Raw genomic sequence first — 18,445 nt, forward strand, 5'->3', positions numbered from 1 at the left:
TAGAATGTCGCCACACTGGACCATGGAGTCGTTGCACATGAAGCCGTCCCAAGATTTCCGCGTGCGTTGCCGTGGCGGCTCCCTGCTCTGGCTAGGCATGGGCATCACCCTGTTCCTGTCACTGGCGGTCCAGGCCAAGACCGGCGACCGCAACCAGCCGATGACCACCTCTCAAGGTTCGGTCAACGGTTTCAACGCGCCCAATACCACCACCACCCTCACCGGCAACGTGGTGGTGACCCAGGGCACCATGAAGGCCAAGGGCGATGTCGCGCAGCTCTACCTGGATGCCGACAGCCAGGTCAGCCGCATCGTCATGAAGGGGCGCCCCGCGCACATCCAGCAGCTGGACGACAACGATCATCTGATGACCGGCGAAGCGCCTACCCTGGATTACGACAACATCAACGGCATCGCCGTGCTGCAGCCGAATGCGGTAGTGACGCAGCAAGGCATGGGTGAGGCGCATGCCGACAAGCTCACCTACAACACCAACACCTCGTATTTCACCGGCACCGGCAACGTGAGCATGACCTACCTGCCCAAGCAGCGGCAGAACGACAACGCTGCCCCGGTCTCCGCGGCCAGTGCAGCGCCCGCCAGGTAGGTTGGGGTGCGAACCCCAACATCGGAATCCAGGTATGCAGAGAATGTTGGGGTTTGCACCCCAACCTACGCGGATCAGCGCCGACGCGAACCACGCAAGCTATCAATCGAGAAACTGGCAATCTCGCCGCCACCTTTCGCACGCCGCGATTGCCCCGGCGCAGGTCCCCACGCATGCGCCGTCACCACTTCCCAGGTGGCCGGAATACGGCCATCCACGCGCATTGCTTCATACGCAGCCAGCATGGCCTGAAAATGTCGCTTGCCGGTAAGGCCGCGCTCGCGGCCACGATCGGCATGGGTGGCGCCGAGGCCTTTCAGTTCGCGCAGTAGTGCTTTCGGCTCGCTATAGGTCAGCGTAAAGCGGTCAACGTCCAGGACCGGATCACGCAAGCCGGCGGTAATCATCGCATCGCCCAAGTCATGCATGTCCAAAAACCGGCTGACGTGCGAATGCTGATCCACCGCAGCCCAGGCCGAGCGCAGCTCGCGCAGCGTATCTGGGCCAAAAGTGGAAAAGAGCAGGATGCCGCCCGGCTTCAAAACGCGCACGCATTCGCCGAACAACGCCGGCAGATCATCAATCCACTGGAAGCACAGATTGGAATGCAACACATCCACGCTGTGATCCGGCAGCGGCAGAGCCGTCGCCTCGCCGCACACACGCACGAACGGCTTGAGCCAGCTGGCATGCGATTTGGCCGTGCGCAGCATCGGCAGCGCTGCATCCACGGCGATCACTTGCGACTTGCCATAGCGCTTCTTCAGCAGCGCGCTGCCACGACCGGTGCCTGCGCCCACATCAATAACGCGTTCGGGCTGTTGCAGATAGAAGTCCAAACGCTCCAGCAGCAACTGCTGCACTTCCCGCTGCAATACATCGTGCTGCTCGTAACTGTTGGCCGCGTGGCTGAAATTGGCGCGCACGCGTTGTGCGTCGATGTGGAAATCACTCATGCGTTCGCCTCCAGCCATGGCCGCAGTATGTGCGCGACAGCATCGGCATGGCTGAGAAAAGGAGCGTGCCCGGCATGCGCGATCACATGGAACTCGCCCTGGCTGGTTTGCGCGGACCATTCCATCGCGGAGGGATGCACGAGACGATCGAGCCGCCCGGCGCACCACCAATTGCTGCGGGCCAACTGAGGCAAGCAATCGCGCAAATCGGTGCCGTCCAGCACGCGAATACCTTCCTGCAACACACGCAGATCAGGCTCGCCGCGTGCGAAGACTTCGGCGCGCAGCTTACGCAGTTCGGCTTTGGGATCAGGGCTGCCCATCACTTCCAGCGCGAGGAAGCGTTCGATAGTGGCGTGATAGTCGCTTTCCAAGTCGGTAGCGAGTTGGCGCACCAGCGCAGGATCGCGCCCTTGCGGCCAGTTCTCTCCGCTCACAAAACGCGGCGTCGCGCACAGCATGGCAAGTCCACGTACGTGATGCGGAAAATCCAGCGCGCCCTGCAAGGCGATCAGGCCGCCGAGCGACCAGCCCAGCCAGATGGCCGAGGGCGTGGCATCGGCGATCGCGCGAGCACAAGCTTGTGGTTCCAGTGGTAACTCGCAGTCGCGCGAAAAGCCATGGCCGGGCAGGTCAACCAGGTATATCGTGCATTGCTCGCGCAGTACATCCACCAACGGGTTGAAAATGCCGCCATGCATGGCCCAGCCGTGCAGCATGACCAGCGGAATCGGGCCGCTGCCTTGGGTTTCGATATACAGACTCATGCGCGCGACTCGTCGCCCCTGCGAACGCGGGGAGCCAGCGACTTTGCAGATGCATCAAGACACTGGGTGCCGGCTTTCGCCGGGACGACGGAAATCTCTGCGGGGCTCAAGCCCTTGTCCACCGCGCCGCGCTCGTCAAACACAAAGCAATCGCCCCGCCAGTGCGTGCCGCCGACTTCCTCGAAGTACTTCAGAATGCCGCCTTCCAACTGAAACACGCGCTCCATGCCGATGTCCTGCATATACAGCGCAAATTTCTCGCAACGAATGCCGCCGGTGCAGTACGACACGATGGTTTTTTCCGCGTAGCGATCATGATCACCCGCCACGGCGGATGGCAGTTCGGTAAAGCTTGCAATGCGATAGTCGACCGCCTGGGGAAACATGCCCACATCGGTTTCGTAAGCGTTGCGCGTATCCAGCAACACGACGTCGCGGCCTTCGTCATCGTGTCCTTGATCCAGCCAGCGCTTGAGGGTGGCCGCATCGACTGCCGGTGCGCGGCCACCTTCTGGCCGAATGGTGGGATGGCGCAGCGTGATGATTTCTTTCTTCAGCCGCACGCGCATGCGTTTGAACGGCACATCGTCGGAGAGCGACTCCTTGCCTTCCACGCCGGCAAAGCGCGGGTCCTCGCGCAACCAGCTCATGAAAGCATCAATGGCTTCGCGCGGTGCGGCGAGAAACAGGTTGATACCCTCCGGCGCCAGCAAGATCGTGCCCTTCAAGGCCAGTGCGTGGCATTGCGCAAGCATGCGCTCGCGCAGCACGGGCAGATCGTCCAGGCTGACGAAGCGGTAGGCGGAGATATTCAGAATCGACATGGCGGTGATTAAACGTGCGAGGCGCAATTATACCGGGGCACTCGCGAGCCGAAGGCTCGCCAGCGCTTCCAGCAACCGATCCACATGCGCGTCCTCATGGGCGGCAGACAAGGTAATGCGAAGGCGCGCGTGGCCCAGCGGCACCGTGGGCGGGCGAATTGCCACCACCAGCAGGCCGTTTGCCTCCAACGCGCGCGAGGCTTCCAATGCGCGCTGCGCATCACCGAGCAACAAGGGCTGGATCGCCGTACGCGACGGCATCAATGGCAGGCCCAGTTGTTCCGCACCATGACGGAAGCGCTGGATCAATGCATTGAGCTTTTGCCGGCGCCAGCTTTCCGTACGTGCAAGGGTGACGGCGCAACGCGTTGCCGCCGCCAGCGCGGGCGGCATCGCGGTGGTGTAGATGTACGTACGCGCGAATTGGATCAAGCCGTCGATCAATGCGGCAGGCCCGGCGACGAACGCGCCGCTGCATCCCACAGCCTTGCCCAGCGTTGCCATCAACACCGGTACGTCTCGCTCGCTAAGCCCCGCTTCCGCCACGCTGCCGGCGCCATTCGTGCCGAGCACACCCAGGCCATGTGCGTCATCCACCATCAGCGTCGCGCCTTCGCCTGCGCATAAGGCGGCCAGTTCGCGCAGCGGTGCGATGTCGCCGTCCATGCTGAAGACGCCATCGGTGGCAAGCAAGGCACAAGCTTCTTTATTACTTTGTAGCTGGCGCGCGGCGGCTTCCACGTCCGCATGCGGATAACGCTTCAGCGTTGCACCTGCCAGTTGTGATCCGTCGAGCAGACAGGCGTGATTGAGCTTGTCCTGCACGCACAACTCATCCCGCTGCAGCAGCGCCTGGATCACGCCGAGATTGGCCATGTAGCCGGTGGAAAACAGCAAGGCACGTTCGCGGCCGGTCCATTCGGCCAGTGCCTCTTCCAGTTCGGCATGCTCGCGGCGATGGCCGCAGATGAGATGCGCGGAACCGCTTCCAACGCCGCTGTCGTCTGCCGCCTGTTTCCAGGCTTCGATCAAGCGGGGATCCTGGGCCAGCCCTAAATAATCATTGGTGCAGAAAGCCAGCAGGCGCTGACCATTGCTTTCCACAAAAGGACCTTCGGTGCGACTCACTGTGCGCAAGCGCCGCTGCAATTGCGCCTGCGCACGCTCAGCCGTTTGGACGGCTATTCGTTCGAGCAGGTCAGGCCGCGGCACTGCAGCCACAGCTATGTCCGCAGCCGCTTGCTTCCGTTTCGAGGATATCCGCGTGCACGGTATCGGTATCTTCCGTCACTTCCAAGGCGTGCAGATCGAGGCGGCGGAACAGCGCGCGATCGTGCTCCACATCGGGATTGCCGGTGGTCAGCAGCTTTTCGCCGTAGAAAATCGAATTGGCGCCGGCAAAGAAACACAGCGCCTGCACGGCATCGTCCATCTGCTGACGGCCGGCGGAGAGCCGTACCATCGAGGCTGGCATCAGGATGCGCGCCACGGCGATCGTGCGCACGAACTCGAACGGATCCAATGCTTCGGTGCCGTGCAGCGGCGTACCCGGCACCTGCACCAGCTGGTTGATCGGCACCGACTGCGGATGCTCCGGCAGATTGGCCAGCGTCTGCAGCAGTCCGGCGCGCTGTTCACGGGTTTCGCCCATGCCGACGATGCCGCCGCAGCAGGTTTTCAAGCCGACCTGGCGCACGTGTTCCAGCGTATCCAGGCGATCCTGGTACTGGCGCGTATGGATGATTTCGCCGTAGAACTCGGGCGCGGTGTCGAGGTTGTGGTTGTAGTAATCCAGGCCGGCCCGCTTCAGCGTTTTCGCCTGTTCGCCGTTTAGCATGCCCAAGGTGGCGCAGGTCTCGAGGCCTAGCGCCTTCACCGCCGAAACGATTTCTGCCACTTGGGCGACGTCGCGATCCTTCGGGCTGCGCCACGCAGCACCCATGCAGAAGCGGCTGGCGCCGGCGTTCTTGGCGGCTTGTGCGCGGGCGACCACGCTTTCCACCGACATCAGCTTTTCGGCCTTCACGCCGGTGTGGTAGCGCGCCGCCTGGGGGCAGTAACCGCAATCCTCGGGGCATCCGCCGGTCTTGATCGACAGCAGGGTCGATACCTGCACCGCGTTGGGATCGTGATGCTCGCGATGCACGCTGTGCGCCCGATGCAGCAACTCGTTGAAAGGCAGGGCGAACAGGGCGACGACTTCGTCGCGGGTCCAGTCGTGGCGAAGAGCAGCTGCAGTCATGGGGAGGCTCCGGGAAACCGGCGCACAGTGTGGGAGTCGTCCGATAGGCTGTCAACTCGATCCGCTGCCGAATGGTTGACGATGCGGAACTACTCCTCCGCGTCGCCGTCCTTGTTGCCCGACAGCAGCGCGCCCAGCCGAAACCGACACACATGTCCGCCGCGCACGATGCATTCCATATGGTGGACGCGCCGGCCGCTGGCGGCTTCCATATAGGCCAGGTCGAATTTGCAGACTTGCGGATACTGTCTGGCCAGGGCGTGGAACACGCAGTTGAATGCCTCGATCTGCCATTCCTCGCCATGGCGTGCGGCGGTGGCTTCGTAACCGAGTGCGTCAAGCTTCTGTGCCACGCCGTGCACCACGTCCTTGAGCTGCGTATCCGGCGCGGGGGCAATTTCCTGGCTACCGAGATGGTGGCCGAGTTCGCGCAACGTGCTTTCCATCGCCGCATCGCCCCATTGGGCATGCAACTGCGCCAGCAAGCCCGTGGCGATCACGCCGTAATGGCGCGGGAACAAAGCATGTCCTTCCTCGGTAAGCCGATAGCACGCTGTGGGTCGTCCGCCGCTGGCTTTCGATTGCGTGCGTACTACGTAACGGCGTGCGATCAAGGCGCTCAGGTGCTGACGCACGGCGTTGTGACTGATGCGCAGTTGTGCGCATAGCGATTCCACCGTGCCGCCTTCGTTCGCCATCAGCAGCTGCCGTAACAGGCGCTGCTGCGTGGTTCCGAGTTGCCTGAGCGCCACCATCGTTCAGTGCGCCTTGTCCGGAAATTGCTTGGCGATGCCGCTGGCGAATGCATCGGCAATGGTGTCCATATGCGCTTGCATCTCGGTCCAGGTGGACTGCTCGCCCTTGGTGTCGCCACTCATGATTTGCTTGATCTGTGCGGCGTGCTCCGCCACATGGGTGGCGAACAGGCTCTGCAAGGCGCTTTCCGGCAAGTTGGGGTTGGCGCTGGAGAAGAATTTGGCGATCGCAGTGACATTCGTATTGAGATCCGCCATGGCTTTCTGTTCGCCAGCGGTATCGCCAGCCGCGCTGGCGTCGGCAAGTGCCTTGACACCACCCCAGTGTCCCGCAAGCAACTGCAGCGTCTGATCGCCGGCTGGCTTGCCATAGAAGCTGCCTACCGCGTCCGCGATCTGCTTGGCATTGGCGACCACTGCATTGGCAGCCGCCTCGGCTTTGGCGCCGTCGTGGGCATGCACGGCGAGCGCATATTCGCGCGTATGCATGATGTGCCCATGCCACAACGTACGCATGGCTGCATGCAGCTTCGGTGCAGTGGTTGGCGCGTGCTGCGAGGCCTGCGCCATGTCGTGCGGGGATGGGGTGGCCTGTACGAAACCAACCGTCGCCAAGGTCGTGCCGGCAAGTACGAACAACATGTTTCGAATCTTCATGAGGTGTCTCCGTGGTGTCGCTCAATGCGACTCGGGACAGTCTGGATGGCTCTCATTTTCGCGCAAGCTATCTATGTGTAAAGGCCTCCTGTCAATGAATTTACGAATCCGAAGGCAGGCCGGGAAGCCGGCACGGAAATACCAGGCAGGCTCCAGGGGTAAGCTCGACCGGGGCAGCGCCCGCAACATTTCCAGAACGCCAGCCATGCCTCTACCATCGGCAAATCATCCATCGAAGGAGTCGTCATGAGTGCAGCAGGTCAGGGCAGTGCCGGGAATGTCATCGCCGCCATCTGCAGCCTGTTCATCCCAGGGCTGGGTCAATTGGTACAGGGGCGTTTCCTGAAAGCCGTGCTGATGTTCGTGCTGGCCGGCGTGCTGTGGATTTTCTGGATGGGCTGGATCATCCATCTCTGGTCGATTCTCGACGCGGCGATGTTCAAGCCGAACCGCTGATCGAAGACCCACGCGCATGGATGCGCCTACTCGCTGGCTTTCCGCGCTGCACCGATGGCTGCTGCCCTGGCGTTGCCTGCTGTGCGGTGATGCTGGCGCGCATGGCATGGACCTCTGTGCCGACTGCGCGGCAGAGCTGCCGCGCAATACCCAATGTTGCCAACGTTGCGCGCTGCCGTTGCCGCTCTCAGCGCCGCTTTGCGGACGCTGCCAGCGGAAAGCGCCGCCGTGGGATGCCGCGTGGGCTCCTTTCCGTTATGCGTGGCCCTTGGATCGATTGGAAACGCGCTTCAAGTTTGGTCGAGATCTTGCCGCCGGGCGTGTGCTGGCGACGCTGTGGCAACGCGAAACCTTTCCCATTGATGTGCCGCAGATGATCATCCCGGTGCCGCTGCATCGCCATCGCTTGCGCAAGCGGGGCTACAACCAGGCACTGGAGCTTGCAAGGTCGCTTGCGAGCAGCCTCGACATTCCTTGCCGGCACGACGTCTTGCTGCGCACGCGACATACCCACGCACAAACCGGGCTGGATGCCATAGAGCGCCGCCGCAATCTTCGTGGCGCGTTCGCAGTATGCAACGGTGTGGCGCTGCCTGCGCACGTTGTTGTGCTCGATGACGTATTCACCACCGGCGCCACGCTTGCGGAATGTGTGCGTACTCTGAGACGTGCCGGCGTAGCACGCGTGGATGCATGGGCGCTCGCGCGTGCGCCAACACCGGGTGATGCAAAGTAACTCCACGTGATAGCCATGCCTGCCCTCAATGCACGCCAAGGATGCGGACTCGCTAGGACCTGCGGCTTTTTCGTCATCGTATGACTTCCCAAACGAAAGCCATGTAGCGCGGATAACGGCGCGTTTCGCGGTTGCACACCCAAGCAGCCACGCCTCGAAGCGCGAACTCAGCTGATCCGAACAAACAACGCCGTCATAGACCTGTGCGCGCCGCGAAAGTGAGTGTGGCCGCGCTCGTCGGTCGCTCGTTAATGCCGGAGGCGACGCGCGATTGGAATGCTGGAACGCGATGGATCAACGGATCGCCAGCGCCAGTGCAATACCGATCCACAAGGTCAGACCCACCCAGTTGTTGTGCCGGAACGCTGCCAGGCACGCGTCGCGTTCGCGGTTGCGGATCAGCCACTGCTGCCAGGCGAATAGGCCCGCGGCAGCGGCAACGCCCAGCCAATATGGCCAGCCTAGATGCGCACGCGTGCCGATCATCACCAGCGCCACCGTCAGCGTGCCCATCAGCACGCCGATGATCAGCAAGTCCGCATCGCCAAACAGAATCGCCGTGGAGCGCGCGCCGGCCTTGATGTCGTCCTCGCGGTCGACCATCGCATACTCCGTGTCGTAAATCACCGACCACAGAATATTGCCGATAAACAGCAACCAGCCGACCGGTGGCACGGTGCTTTGCACGGCAGCGAACGCCATCGGTATCGACCAACCGAACGCCGCGCCCAGCACGACTTGCGGCAGGTCGGTATGGCGTTTGGTGAAAGGGTAGAGTGCGGCCAGTGCGGCGCCGATAAAGGAAAGCTTGATGGTCAGTGCATTGGTCATCAGCACCAGCAAAAAGGCGAAAACCAGCAAGCTCGCAAAAACGATGAGTGCTTCGCGCGGCGTGACGCGACCGGAGGCAACCGGTCGGCCTGCCGTACGCGCCACTTGCGGATCCAGATTGCGATCGGCGTAGTCATTGATGGCGCAACCGGCTGCACGCATGGCGAACACGCCCAGCGTAAAGATGATCAGCGGCTTCCAAGGCGGAAAATCCCCCGCTGCCAGCCATAGCGCCCACCATGTCGGCCACAGCAACAGCAGGGCGCCGATGGGGCGGTCCATGCGGGTGAGCACGAGGATGTCGTGCGCTTTCTGGCGGTGTTGCTCAGGCAGTTTCTGCAGCAGCCAGTCCAGTACACGCGCGGCGCGGGTGGAACTGTCGGCAGGGCGCGCAGGCTGCACGCGCTGCGTCGTGGCGGCAGCGCGCGCGCGATGCGGGGCGGGCGCGGGAGAGGTGCGCCGTGGGCGCTTGCGGGAAGTCGGGGCCATGGCGGCAAGTGTAGCGTGCCGTATTTACCTCGAAATGATGCACCATGCCTTGGACAGGCCTGCAAGCTGGCATGCGACGGCCAAAAGCTCAGGCCGCCCATGCCCCGGGCGGCTGGGAAAAAGCATCCATCCCGCGCTGGTAGTAAAGTGTCGGCCCCAAGGGGACAGGTCCAGGCATGCGCAACATAGGGGTGGGTCGTTCATGAGCACGTCCATCGGTCATATCGCCCTCATTGTGCGCGATCCCGCGCGCACGGCGGAGCTATTCGCCGGTGTGCTCGGCGCGCAAGTGGTTGCCGATTGCCCGGATGATGGCGGGCATCCGCAGACGTTTGCCAAGTTCGGTGGCGTATGGTTTCTACTGCGGCAGGGCGAGGGGCCGCCTTGCCGCAATGGCGACCATATCGCCTTTGAAGTAAGCCGCGGCCAGCTGAGAGATTGCGCGGATAAACTGGCCACCTTCGAGGTCGAGCATTTCATGGCGCGCGAAGACACCGCGCTGTATTTCACCGATTACGACAACCATGTCTTCGAGCTGGACGCCGGCAGTCCCATGGACGAGGCGCTCAGCGGTTTTCTACGCGCATAGCAGCAGGCGATAGGCGGGGTTGTCGCTCTCGTCCACGTACGGATAGCCCAGCGTGGCAAGAAAATCCTGCAGCAAGGCCAGCTCGCCCGGCGGTACCTGGAGGCCGACCAGGATGCGCCCGTAGTCAGCACCATGGTTGCGATAGTGGAACAGGCTGATGTTCCAGTCCGGATGCATGCGATCGAGAAAGCGCGCCAGCGCGCCGGGACGTTCCGGGAAGTCGAAGCGATAAAGGCGTTCGTCGCGTGCGAGCGGTGAACGGCCGCCGATCATGTGGCGCAAATGCAGCTTCGCCAGTTCGTCGTCGGTGAGATCGAGCACGCCGAAATCGTTGGCGCGAAACGCGTCGGCCAGCGCTTCGCGTTCACCGCGTTTGGCCGTCTGGATGCCCACGAAGATGTGCGCGGCCTTGGCGTCGCTGATGCGATAGTTGAATTCGGTAATCGAATGCTGCCCCAGCGCAGCACAGAAGCGGCGGAAGCTGCCGCGCTGTTCGGGAATGGTTACCGCAAACACCGCTTCGCGTTGTTCACCCACTTCCGCACGTTCGGCGACGAAGCGCAGGCGATCGAAATTCATGTTGGCGCCGGACACCACCGCGACGAGCGAACCGTCGCCCTTTCCATGCGCAGCCACGTATTGCTTCAAGCCGGCCAGCGCAAGCGCGCCGGAGGGCTCGGGAATGCTGCGCGTGTCCTGATAGATGTCCCGAATGGCGGCGCAGATGGCATCGGTATCCACGCGCAAGACGTCATCCAGATACTGCTGGCACAGCGAGAATGTCAGCGTTCCCACTTGCTTGACGGCGGTGCCATCGGCAAACAGGCCCACTTCGTCCAGCAAGACGCGCTCGCCGGCTTCCATTGCGCGCGCCATCGCATCGGCATCGCTGGCCTGTACGCCGATCACCTTTGCGCCGGGACGCCGCGCCTTGATCACCGACGCAATGCCGGCCGCCAGGCCGCCGCCACCGACAGGCACGAACACCGCCTGCAGCGGTCCCTGGTGTTGATCGAGCAATTCCAGCGCGATGGTGGCCTGGCCGGCGATCACGTCCAGGTCATCGAACGGATGCACGAAGGTGGCACCGCGTTGCTCGCGCAGGCGCTGTGCTTCAGCCTGCGCATCGCTGTAGGAATCGCCGTGCAGGATGACTTCCGTATAAGCGCCGCCGAAGCGCCGCACGGCATCCACTTTCACTTGCGGTGCCGTCATCGGCATCACGATCGCGGCATGGATTTTCAAGCGCGAGGCGGCCAGCGCCACGCCTTGCGCATGATTGCCGGCCGACGCCGCCACCACGCCACGCGCACGCTCCCCTGCATCGAGCTGGGCCATGCGGTTGTACGCACCGCGCAGCTTGAACGAAAACACCGGTTGTTGATCTTCACGCTTGAGCAGTACGTCGGCATGCAGGCGAGCCGACAGCAACGAGGCGCGCTCCAGCGCCGTGTGCTGCGCCACTTCGTACACGCGCGCCACTTCGGCACGCCGCAGGACGGCGGTGGCAGTCGGGGCCGGTGCCTGGTCAGCCAGTTGCGCGTTCATGCGTGGGTGGCGTGCTGTACCTGCAAGACATCCACCAGCTTGCGTGTCTGCTGCAGGATCTGGGTGAGCACGGAGTCATCCCCGCGCACAGTCAGGATCAAGTGCGATACCGCCGGATCGGCCGTGGGAGCTACCGTCAGCGTGTCGATGTTATGTCCGCGTGCCGCAAACAGGCCTGCGACGCGCACCAGCGCGCCGGCTTCGTTCTGCAAAAGTATGGAAAGCGTGTGTTGCATGACCTGTTCCTGTGTAGCGGTGTATGGCGGGGGGAGTTCAAAAGGCGTCAGGGGCGGCGACTTCGCCCGTGTGTGCCACTTGGCGGGAGGGAATGAAATCGCCGGTGATCATTTGCGAGTAATTGGCGCCGGGGCCGACCATCGGATACACGCCGGCATCCGGATCGATCATCACTTCAAGAAACGCCGGGCCCTCGAAGGCCAGGAATTCGGCGATGGTGGCGGCCATGTCCTCGCGGCGTTCCAGACGGCGTGCCCAGCCAAAGCCATCGGCCTCGGCGGCCCGCACGAAATCCTTGCGATGCAGGCTCTTGTCGGAGGAGGCAAAGCGGCCTTTGAAGAACAGCTTCTGCCACTGCCGCACCATGCCGTCGCCGACGTTGTTCAACACCAGCACTTTTACCGGCAAACCATACGTGGTGACCGTTTCCAATTCACCCAGATTCATGCGGATGCTGGCATCGCCATCCACGTCGATCACCAAGGCATCGCGGCGTGCGAATTGCGCGCCGACGGCGGCAGGCAATCCAAAACCCATCGTGCCCATCGAGCCGGACGTGAGCCAATGCCGCGGCGAGCGGAAATCCAGATACTGCGCAGCCCACATCTGATGCTGGCCGACGCCGGTGCTGATGATGGCGCGGCCTTGCGTATGCCGGTTGATTTCTTCCAGCACGGCATACGGTTGAATCAATGCGCTGTCACGATCGTAGTTCATCGCATGCTGCTGTTTCAGTGCAGCGATGTGCGCATGCCAGTCGGCCAGTGCCGGTTGATGGCCGTGAACCTTGCCGTACTGCGTGAGGCGTTGCAGTGCGCGATCCAAAGGGCCGACGTGATGCCAATCGGCCGGCTTTACCTTGTTGATCTCGGCCGGATCGATATCGATGTGGGCAATGAACTTCGCCTTGGGGGCGAACTGCGACGGCACGCCGGCCACGCGGTCATCGAAGCGCGCGCCCAACGCAAACAGAAAATCGCAATCTTCCACGGCGTAATTCGCATATGCCGTGCCGTGCATGCCCAGCATGTGCAGCGCCAGCGGATGGGTGGTGTCGACACTGCCGATACCCATCAACGTGGTGGTGACGGGCAGTGCAAATGTTTCGGCAAACTGGCGCAGCAAGGCGGATGAACCACTGGCAATGACGCCGCCGCCGGCGTAGATCAGCGGACGCCTGGCCTGCAGCAACGCCTGGAAAAAAGTCTCGCAGTCGGCATCGCTCAGCGTGGCCTGCTCGATGGCGCGCAAGCGTGCGCGATAACCGGGCAGCGGCAGTTCCTCTTTGCCGTCGAACACGACCGTGGTGTTCTGCACATCCTTGGGCACGTCCACGACGACCGGACCGGGCCTGCCGCTGCGCGCGATGGTGAAGGCGGTGCGCAAGGTGGCTTCCAGCTTGTCCGCTTCGGTCACCAGGAACACATGCTTGGCGCAGGAACTCATGATGTTGCTGATAGGCGCTTCCTGGAACGCGTCGCTGCCGATGGCCTGCGTCGCCACCTGGCCGCAGATCACCACCATCGGAATCGAGTCGGCGGTGCAATCGCGCACCGGCGTCACCATGTTGGTGGCGCCCGGGCCAGATGTGACGATCGCCACGCCCACCTTGCCCGACGCACGCGCAAAGCCGGCGGCCATAAAGCCCGCGCCTTGCTCGTTGGCTGGCACGATCAGCGGCATCGGCTCGCTGCCATCGGGCCGCAAATGCTCGGCGTTGTGACGGAACACGGCGTCGTAAACGGGCAGGATCGCGCCGCCGGAATAACCAAACAGTACCTCGACGCCTTCATCCGCCAGCACTTGTACGACGACATCCGCACCGCTCATGGCAGTACCTGCCAGCGGATGGCGCGCGATGGCCGGTTCGGCCTCGGCGGCGGGTGTAGGTTTCAGCAGTGGCATGTTCACGTCGTTCCCTTGTGATGTCTAAAGCGTTTGTGCGGTTGGAGTGATAGCGAAAACGGTCGGGAGCTGCGTGCCCATCAAGCCCGAACGGGCACGCCGTACATCTCCACGATGCGTTCGTCCTGCGCTTGCGCGGAAAAGAGTTCCCACTCAATGCCGTTCACGTCCGCGGTGCTGGCAAAACCTGTTGCCTCGTCATCCTCGAAACCGACGTGCCGCAACTGGCCGGCACGTTCGGCGTTCTGGTTGATCGAGAAATTCAACAGCTCGGTGCGCCACATCGCGTACTTGCCCTCGACCACCACATTCGGTGATTGGCCAAGGCGCACGCTGTAATCGGCGATAGAAGCGCCGAGTTCGCGGACAGCCAATGCGATGTGGAACCGTTTCATCGATGCATTCCTGTAAGAAACCATGCGGCGCTCACCGGCCGGAGACAGGGGGAGCGGGATGAGCGCCGCATGGCGTTTAACCGACCTTCTTCAATGCAGGCTGAGCTTTTTCACCGCTCTGCAGCCACGCCATGCGTGCGCGCAACTTGGCGCCGACCTGTTCGATCGGATGATCGAGATCGGCCTGCTTCCACTTCTTGTAGTTCGGCAGGCCGGCCTGGTATTCGGCGACCCAGTTGCGTGTAAAGGTGCCGTCCTGGATGTCCTTCAACACCGCCTTCATGCGCTCCTTGGTACCGGCGTCGATCACGCGCGGGCCGCTGACGTAGTCGCCGTACTGCGCGGTCTCGGAGACGAACTCCAGCATCTTGGTGATGCCGCCTTCGTAGAACAGGTCCACGATCAGCTTCAGTTCGTGCAGCACTTCGTAATAGGCGATCTCAGGCTGGTAGCCGGCTTCCACCAGCGTCTCGAAACCCTTCATCACCAGCTCGCTGGCGCCGCCGCACAGCACGGCCTGTTCGCCGAACAGATCCGTTTCGGTCTCTTCCTTGAAATCGGTCTTGATCAGCATCGCGCGCGCGCCGCCCAGGCCTGCGGCATACGCCGTCGCCTTCTCTTCGGCGTGACCGCTCACGTCCTGGTACACGGCGTAGATGCAGGGCACGCCACGGCCGCGTTCGTATTCGGTGCGCACCAGTGCGCCCGGGCCCTTCGGCGCGACCAGCACCACGTCGATGTCGCTGCGCGGCTCGATCATCTTGAAATGCACGTTCAAGCCGTGCGCGAACAACAACGCTGCGCCGGGCTTGATGTTCGGCTCGATCGATGCCTTGTACAGCGCGGCCTGCACCATGTCCGGCGTCAGCACGGCAACCAGGTCGGCACCGCGCACGGCTTCACCCGGTTCGACCACGCGGAAGCCATCGGCAACGGCCTTTTGCCAGGTGGGGCCATTCGGACGCAGGCCAACGACAACGTCCAGACCGGAGTCTTTCAAGTTGAGCGCGTGGGCGCGGCCCTGGCTGCCGTAGCCAAGCACGGCGATGCGTGCCTTGGCGAGCGATTCGGTGGTGGCGGTGGTGCTCATGCGGTGACTCCTGCGTCGGTATGTGTTGGCTTGGTTGTGTGTGTGGAGAGATGAAGTGGTTTGTTCGGCTTGCTACGCATCGTGCATCAGCCGCATGCGCGCAGGCCGCTCAAAAAAGCGGGCGTGGCGACGTCGTCCAGGGCAGCGATCACGGCATCGCGGATGTCCTGCGTGCCGGCCTTGCCGCCGATATCGCGGCTGTGTGGTCCGTTGGTCAGCACGTGGCTGACGGCTGCCTCGATGGTGGTTGCTTCCACGTCCAGCTCCAGCGAGTGGCGCAGCAGCAACGCGGCGGACAGGATCGCGCCCAACGGATTGGCGACACCTTGGCCGGCGATGTCCGGCGCGGAGCCGTGGATCGGTTCGTACAAGCCGACCTTGCCCTCGCCCAGCGAAGCAGACGGCAGCAGGCCCAGCGAGCCGGCCAGTGCCGCGGCTTCGTCGGTGAGAATGTCGCCGAACAGGTTTTCGGTAACGACCACGTCGTAGCGCGAAGGCTGCGTCAGCAACAGCATTGCCATCGAATCGACCAGCTGATGTTCCAGCTTCACGTCCGGGTATTCGGCGGCGATGCGCGTGACCGTGCTGCGCCACAGGCGCGAGGTTTCCAGCACGTTGGCCTTGTCCACCGAAGTGACGTGCTGGCGGCGTTCGCGCGCCAGTTCGAACGCCCGGCGCGTCACACGCTCGATCTCGGCGACGGTGTATTTGCACTCGTCGGTGGCGGTGTCGGTGGTGCGCGTCTTCGCACCGAAATACGCGCCGCCGGTCAGTTCGCGCACGAACAGCACGTCGACGTTCTTCAGCTTTTCGTTTTTTAGCGGCGACAGCGAAGCAAGTGCCGGATGCACCTGCAGCGGACGCAGGTTGGCAAACACGCCCAACGCCGCGCGAATGGCGAGCAAGCCTTGCTCAGGACGGACCTTGGCTTGCGGATCGGACCACTTCGGTCCTCCGACGGCGCCGAGCAGCACGGCGTCGGCCTTCTTGCAGGCTTCCAGCGTGGCAGCCGGCAACGGTTCGCCGGTGGCGTCGATGGCGCAGCCGCCGATCAGGTGCGATTCGAATTCAAACGTGTGGCCGCTGCGCTCGGCAACGGCTTCCAGTACGGCAACGGCCGCGTCGAGAACTTCCGGGCCCACGCCGTCGCCGGGCAGGGTAACGATGCGCGCTTTCATGCCGCCTTCTCCTGGTGCTGTTCGAAATGAGTGATTGCGTCGTTGTGCTGCAGCAGAAAGCCGAGCTGGTCGACGCCGTTGAGCAGGCAATGCCGCGCGAAGGGTTCGAGCTGGAAGCGGATGCGTCCACCGTCAGGCAATTCGATCGCCTGCTCGCGCACGTCGATGGAAAGCTCGATGCCGGGGTTCTTCAGCAGCCAGCGGTGCTCGGCCTCGTCCAGCACGATGGCGAACAGGCCGTTCTTCAGCGCGTTGCCGCGGAAGATGTCGGCGATCTCGCTGCACAGCACGGCCTGGATGCCGTAATCGAGCAAGGCCCACGGCGCATGTTCGCGCGAAGAACCGCAACCGAAATTGCGGCCGGCCACGAGAATCGAGCAGCCTTTCGCTTCCGGTTTGTTGAGCGGGAAGGCTGGGTTGTCGCTGCCGTCCTGGGCGTAGCGCCAGTCGTTGAAGCAGAACTTGCCCAGGCCGGCGCGCTCGGTGGTGGTGAGGAAACGCGCCGGGATGATGCGGTCGGTGTCGATGTTTTCGTCCAGCAGGACTGCTGTGCGGGAATGAATGCGGGTGATGGGTTTCATAGCCAAACTCCAGCAAAGCGAGCCTCCTCTCCCCGTTGGGGAGAGGATTGAGGTGAGGGGGAGCGCTTCGTATGAAGCGCGTGGCGAGGTTGGCCCCTCACCCCAGCCCTCTCCCCGGAGGGGAGCGGGAGTGAGATCGCGTTCATGCAGCCACCTCCGTCAGGTATTCGCGTGGATCGGCAATCGCACCGGCAATCGCGGATGCAGCGGCGGTGGCGGGGCTGGCCAGCACGGTGCGCGCGCCCTTGCCCTGGCGGCCTTCGAAATTGCGATTGGACGTGCTTACTACCAACTGGCCGGGTTGTGCGAGGTCGCCGTTCATGGCGATGCACATCGAGCAGCCGGGAATGCGCCATTCCGCGCCGGCAGCCAGGAACACTTCGTGCAGGCCTTCCTTCTCCGCATCGCGACGCACAGCTTCGGAGCCAGGCACGACCAGCACGCGCACACCCTTGGCGACGTGGCGGCCGCGCATCACGTTGGCGGCTTCGCGCAGATCGGACAGGCGCGAGTTGGTGCAGCTGCCGATGAACACGACGTCGACCGACGTGCCCTGCATCGGCTGATTCGCCTTTGCCTGCATGTAGTCCAGCGCGCGTTGCTCGACCGCATTGCGTGCGGCGGGCACGGGCTTGTCCATCGCAATCGCCATGCCCGGATGAGTACCGTAGGTGACAGTGGGACGGATCTGGCGGGCGTCGATGCGCACTTCGCGGTCGTACTTGGCACCTTCGTCGCTGCACAGCCCGCGCCAGTGTTGTACGGCGGCATCCCATGCCGCACCTTGCGGTGCACGCGGGCGGCCTTTCAGCCAGGCGAAGGTGGTTTCGTCCGGCGCGATCAAGCCGGCACGCGCGCCGGCTTCGATCGACATGTTGCACACCGTCATGCGCTCTTCCATCGACAGCGCTTCGATCGCCTCGCCGCGATACTCGAGCACGTAGCCGGTGCCGCCGTCGACGCCGATCTCGCCGATGATGTGCAGGATCAAGTCCTTTGCACCGACGCCGCGCGGCAGCTTGCCGTCGACGTGGATGGCGAAGGTTTTCGGCTTGCGCTGCAGCAGGCATTGCGTGGCCATCACATGGCCGACTTCGGTGGTACCGATGCCGAATGCCAGCGCACCAAATGCGCCGTGGGTGGAGGTGTGGCTGTCGCCGCAGACGATCGTCATGCCCGGCTGGGTAGCGCCCAATTCGGGGCCGATCACGTGCACGATGCCGCGATCGCTGCTGTCCCACCCATACAGCTGCACACCGAATTCGCTGCAATTGGCTTCCAGCTGCGCGACCTGCGCTTTCGCTTCGGCGTTGGCGTACGGACGCTCGCCGTTCGCCGCCGCCGGCAACGTGGGCGTGGAGTGATCCAGCGTCGCGAGCGTGCGATCCGGACGGCGCAGTTTCAAACCGCGCGAGCGCAATTCGCTGAACGCCTGCGGCGAAGTGACTTCATGCACCAGGTGCAGATCGATATACAGCACGGCCGGCGTATCGGCCGTTTCGGGCGCTACGACATGAGCGTCCCAGATCTTCTCGAATAACGTGCGGGCGCTCATGCCGCCTCCTTTGCGGTGGTGGTCTCAACGTGGGTCAGCCAGCCGTA

General features: G+C 63.2%; 20 protein-coding genes. 4 read left to right on the forward strand and 16 right to left on the reverse strand.

Annotated features, from left to right (window positions below):
* The first annotated feature begins 37 nt into the window (after positions 1-37).
* A complete protein-coding gene (gene lptA, locus VJR68_RS05695; RefSeq protein WP_324146601.1) occupies positions 38-607 on the forward strand; it encodes a lipopolysaccharide transport periplasmic protein LptA in 570 nt (189 codons plus the stop codon).
* 74 nt (positions 608-681) lie between these two features.
* Here the strand turns inward: lptA and bioC are convergent, their stop codons facing one another.
* The 7 genes from bioC to VJR68_RS05730 all read right to left on the reverse strand — a co-directional run bounded on the left by bioC (position 682) and on the right by VJR68_RS05730 (position 6,808).
* A complete protein-coding gene (bioC, locus tag VJR68_RS05700) occupies positions 682-1,563 on the reverse strand; it encodes a malonyl-ACP O-methyltransferase BioC (RefSeq protein ID WP_324146602.1) in 882 nt (293 codons plus the stop codon).
* Positions 1,560-2,330: a pimeloyl-ACP methyl ester esterase BioH gene (bioH, locus tag VJR68_RS05705; RefSeq protein WP_324146603.1), complete on the reverse strand. Its 771-nt coding sequence runs from the start codon at positions 2,328-2,330 to the stop codon at positions 1,560-1,562. The genes bioC and bioH overlap by 4 nt, the downstream gene beginning before the upstream one ends.
* Positions 2,327-3,154 (reverse strand): sulfurtransferase, encoded by an 828-nt coding sequence (locus VJR68_RS05710; RefSeq protein WP_324146605.1) that lies wholly within the window; start codon positions 3,152-3,154, stop codon positions 2,327-2,329. The genes bioH and VJR68_RS05710 overlap by 4 nt, the downstream gene beginning before the upstream one ends.
* A 27-nt stretch (positions 3,155-3,181) precedes the next feature.
* Complete coding sequence (gene bioF, locus VJR68_RS05715; protein WP_324146636.1) at positions 3,182-4,366, reverse strand: 8-amino-7-oxononanoate synthase; 1,185 nt, start codon at positions 4,364-4,366, stop codon at positions 3,182-3,184.
* Positions 4,353-5,396, reverse strand: coding sequence for a biotin synthase BioB (bioB, locus tag VJR68_RS05720; protein WP_324146607.1), 1,044 nt, complete (start codon positions 5,394-5,396; stop codon positions 4,353-4,355). The genes bioF and bioB overlap by 14 nt, the downstream gene beginning before the upstream one ends.
* Positions 5,397-5,485: 89 nt before the next feature.
* Positions 5,486-6,151 (reverse strand): helix-turn-helix transcriptional regulator, encoded by a 666-nt coding sequence (locus tag VJR68_RS05725; protein ID WP_324146609.1) that lies wholly within the window; start codon positions 6,149-6,151, stop codon positions 5,486-5,488.
* A gap of 3 nt (positions 6,152-6,154) precedes the next feature.
* Positions 6,155-6,808 (reverse strand): hypothetical protein, encoded by a 654-nt coding sequence (locus VJR68_RS05730; RefSeq protein WP_324146611.1) that lies wholly within the window; start codon positions 6,806-6,808, stop codon positions 6,155-6,157.
* Positions 6,809-7,054: 246 nt separating this feature from the next.
* Here VJR68_RS05730 and VJR68_RS05735 point away from each other — a divergent pair, with 246 nt between their 5' ends.
* Positions 7,055-7,264, forward strand: a complete 210-nt coding sequence (locus VJR68_RS05735) for a hypothetical protein (RefSeq protein ID WP_324146613.1) — start codon at positions 7,055-7,057, stop codon at positions 7,262-7,264.
* A 16-nt stretch (positions 7,265-7,280) separates the two neighbouring features.
* Positions 7,281-8,000, forward strand: coding sequence for a ComF family protein (locus tag VJR68_RS05740; protein ID WP_324146615.1), 720 nt, complete (start codon positions 7,281-7,283; stop codon positions 7,998-8,000).
* Between the two features lie 294 nt (positions 8,001-8,294).
* Here VJR68_RS05740 and ubiA read toward each other — a convergent pair whose 3' ends face one another.
* Positions 8,295-9,320 (reverse strand): 4-hydroxybenzoate octaprenyltransferase, encoded by a 1,026-nt coding sequence (ubiA, locus tag VJR68_RS05745; RefSeq protein WP_324146616.1) that lies wholly within the window; start codon positions 9,318-9,320, stop codon positions 8,295-8,297.
* A 202-nt stretch (positions 9,321-9,522) separates the two neighbouring features.
* Here ubiA and VJR68_RS05750 point away from each other — a divergent pair, with 202 nt between their 5' ends.
* The gene (locus VJR68_RS05750) at positions 9,523-9,909 is read left to right on the forward strand and encodes a VOC family protein (RefSeq protein WP_324146617.1); all 387 of its coding nucleotides are present in this window, start codon (positions 9,523-9,525) and stop codon (positions 9,907-9,909) included.
* On the opposite strand, the gene ilvA is transcribed toward VJR68_RS05750, so the two are convergent.
* The 8 genes from ilvA to leuC form a co-directional block, all read right to left on the reverse strand.
* Entirely contained in the window at positions 9,898-11,457 is a 1,560-nt protein-coding gene (gene ilvA, locus VJR68_RS05755) for a threonine ammonia-lyase, biosynthetic (RefSeq protein ID WP_324146619.1), read from the reverse strand. The genes VJR68_RS05750 and ilvA overlap by 12 nt on opposite strands.
* Positions 11,454-11,693 carry an acetolactate synthase small subunit gene (gene ilvN, locus VJR68_RS05760; protein ID WP_324146622.1) on the reverse strand — a complete coding sequence of 80 codons (240 nt, stop codon included), beginning with the start codon at positions 11,691-11,693 and terminating at the stop codon, positions 11,454-11,456. The genes ilvA and ilvN overlap by 4 nt, the downstream gene beginning before the upstream one ends.
* Before the next feature lie 37 nt (positions 11,694-11,730).
* Positions 11,731-13,599 (reverse strand): biosynthetic-type acetolactate synthase large subunit, encoded by a 1,869-nt coding sequence (gene ilvB / locus VJR68_RS05765; protein ID WP_324146624.1) that lies wholly within the window; start codon positions 13,597-13,599, stop codon positions 11,731-11,733.
* 80 nt (positions 13,600-13,679) lie between these two features.
* Positions 13,680-13,994 carry a hypothetical protein gene (locus VJR68_RS05770; RefSeq protein WP_324146626.1) on the reverse strand — a complete coding sequence of 105 codons (315 nt, stop codon included), beginning with the start codon at positions 13,992-13,994 and terminating at the stop codon, positions 13,680-13,682.
* Positions 13,995-14,070: 76 nt separating this feature from the next.
* Positions 14,071-15,084 (reverse strand): ketol-acid reductoisomerase, encoded by a 1,014-nt coding sequence (ilvC, locus tag VJR68_RS05775; protein WP_324146628.1) that lies wholly within the window; start codon positions 15,082-15,084, stop codon positions 14,071-14,073.
* Between the two features lie 86 nt (positions 15,085-15,170).
* Entirely contained in the window at positions 15,171-16,262 is a 1,092-nt protein-coding gene (leuB, locus tag VJR68_RS05780; RefSeq protein ID WP_324146630.1) for a 3-isopropylmalate dehydrogenase, read from the reverse strand.
* The gene (gene leuD / locus VJR68_RS05785) at positions 16,259-16,843 is read right to left on the reverse strand and encodes a 3-isopropylmalate dehydratase small subunit (protein ID WP_324146632.1); all 585 of its coding nucleotides are present in this window, start codon (positions 16,841-16,843) and stop codon (positions 16,259-16,261) included. The genes leuB and leuD overlap by 4 nt, the downstream gene beginning before the upstream one ends.
* 142 nt (positions 16,844-16,985) lie before the next feature.
* Positions 16,986-18,398 (reverse strand): 3-isopropylmalate dehydratase large subunit, encoded by a 1,413-nt coding sequence (leuC, locus tag VJR68_RS05790; protein ID WP_324146634.1) that lies wholly within the window; start codon positions 18,396-18,398, stop codon positions 16,986-16,988.
* Between the last annotated feature and the right edge of the window lie 47 nt (positions 18,399-18,445).

This window comes from Dyella sp., assembly GCF_035277725.1.
Classification (GTDB): domain Bacteria; phylum Pseudomonadota; class Gammaproteobacteria; order Xanthomonadales; family Rhodanobacteraceae; genus Dyella_B.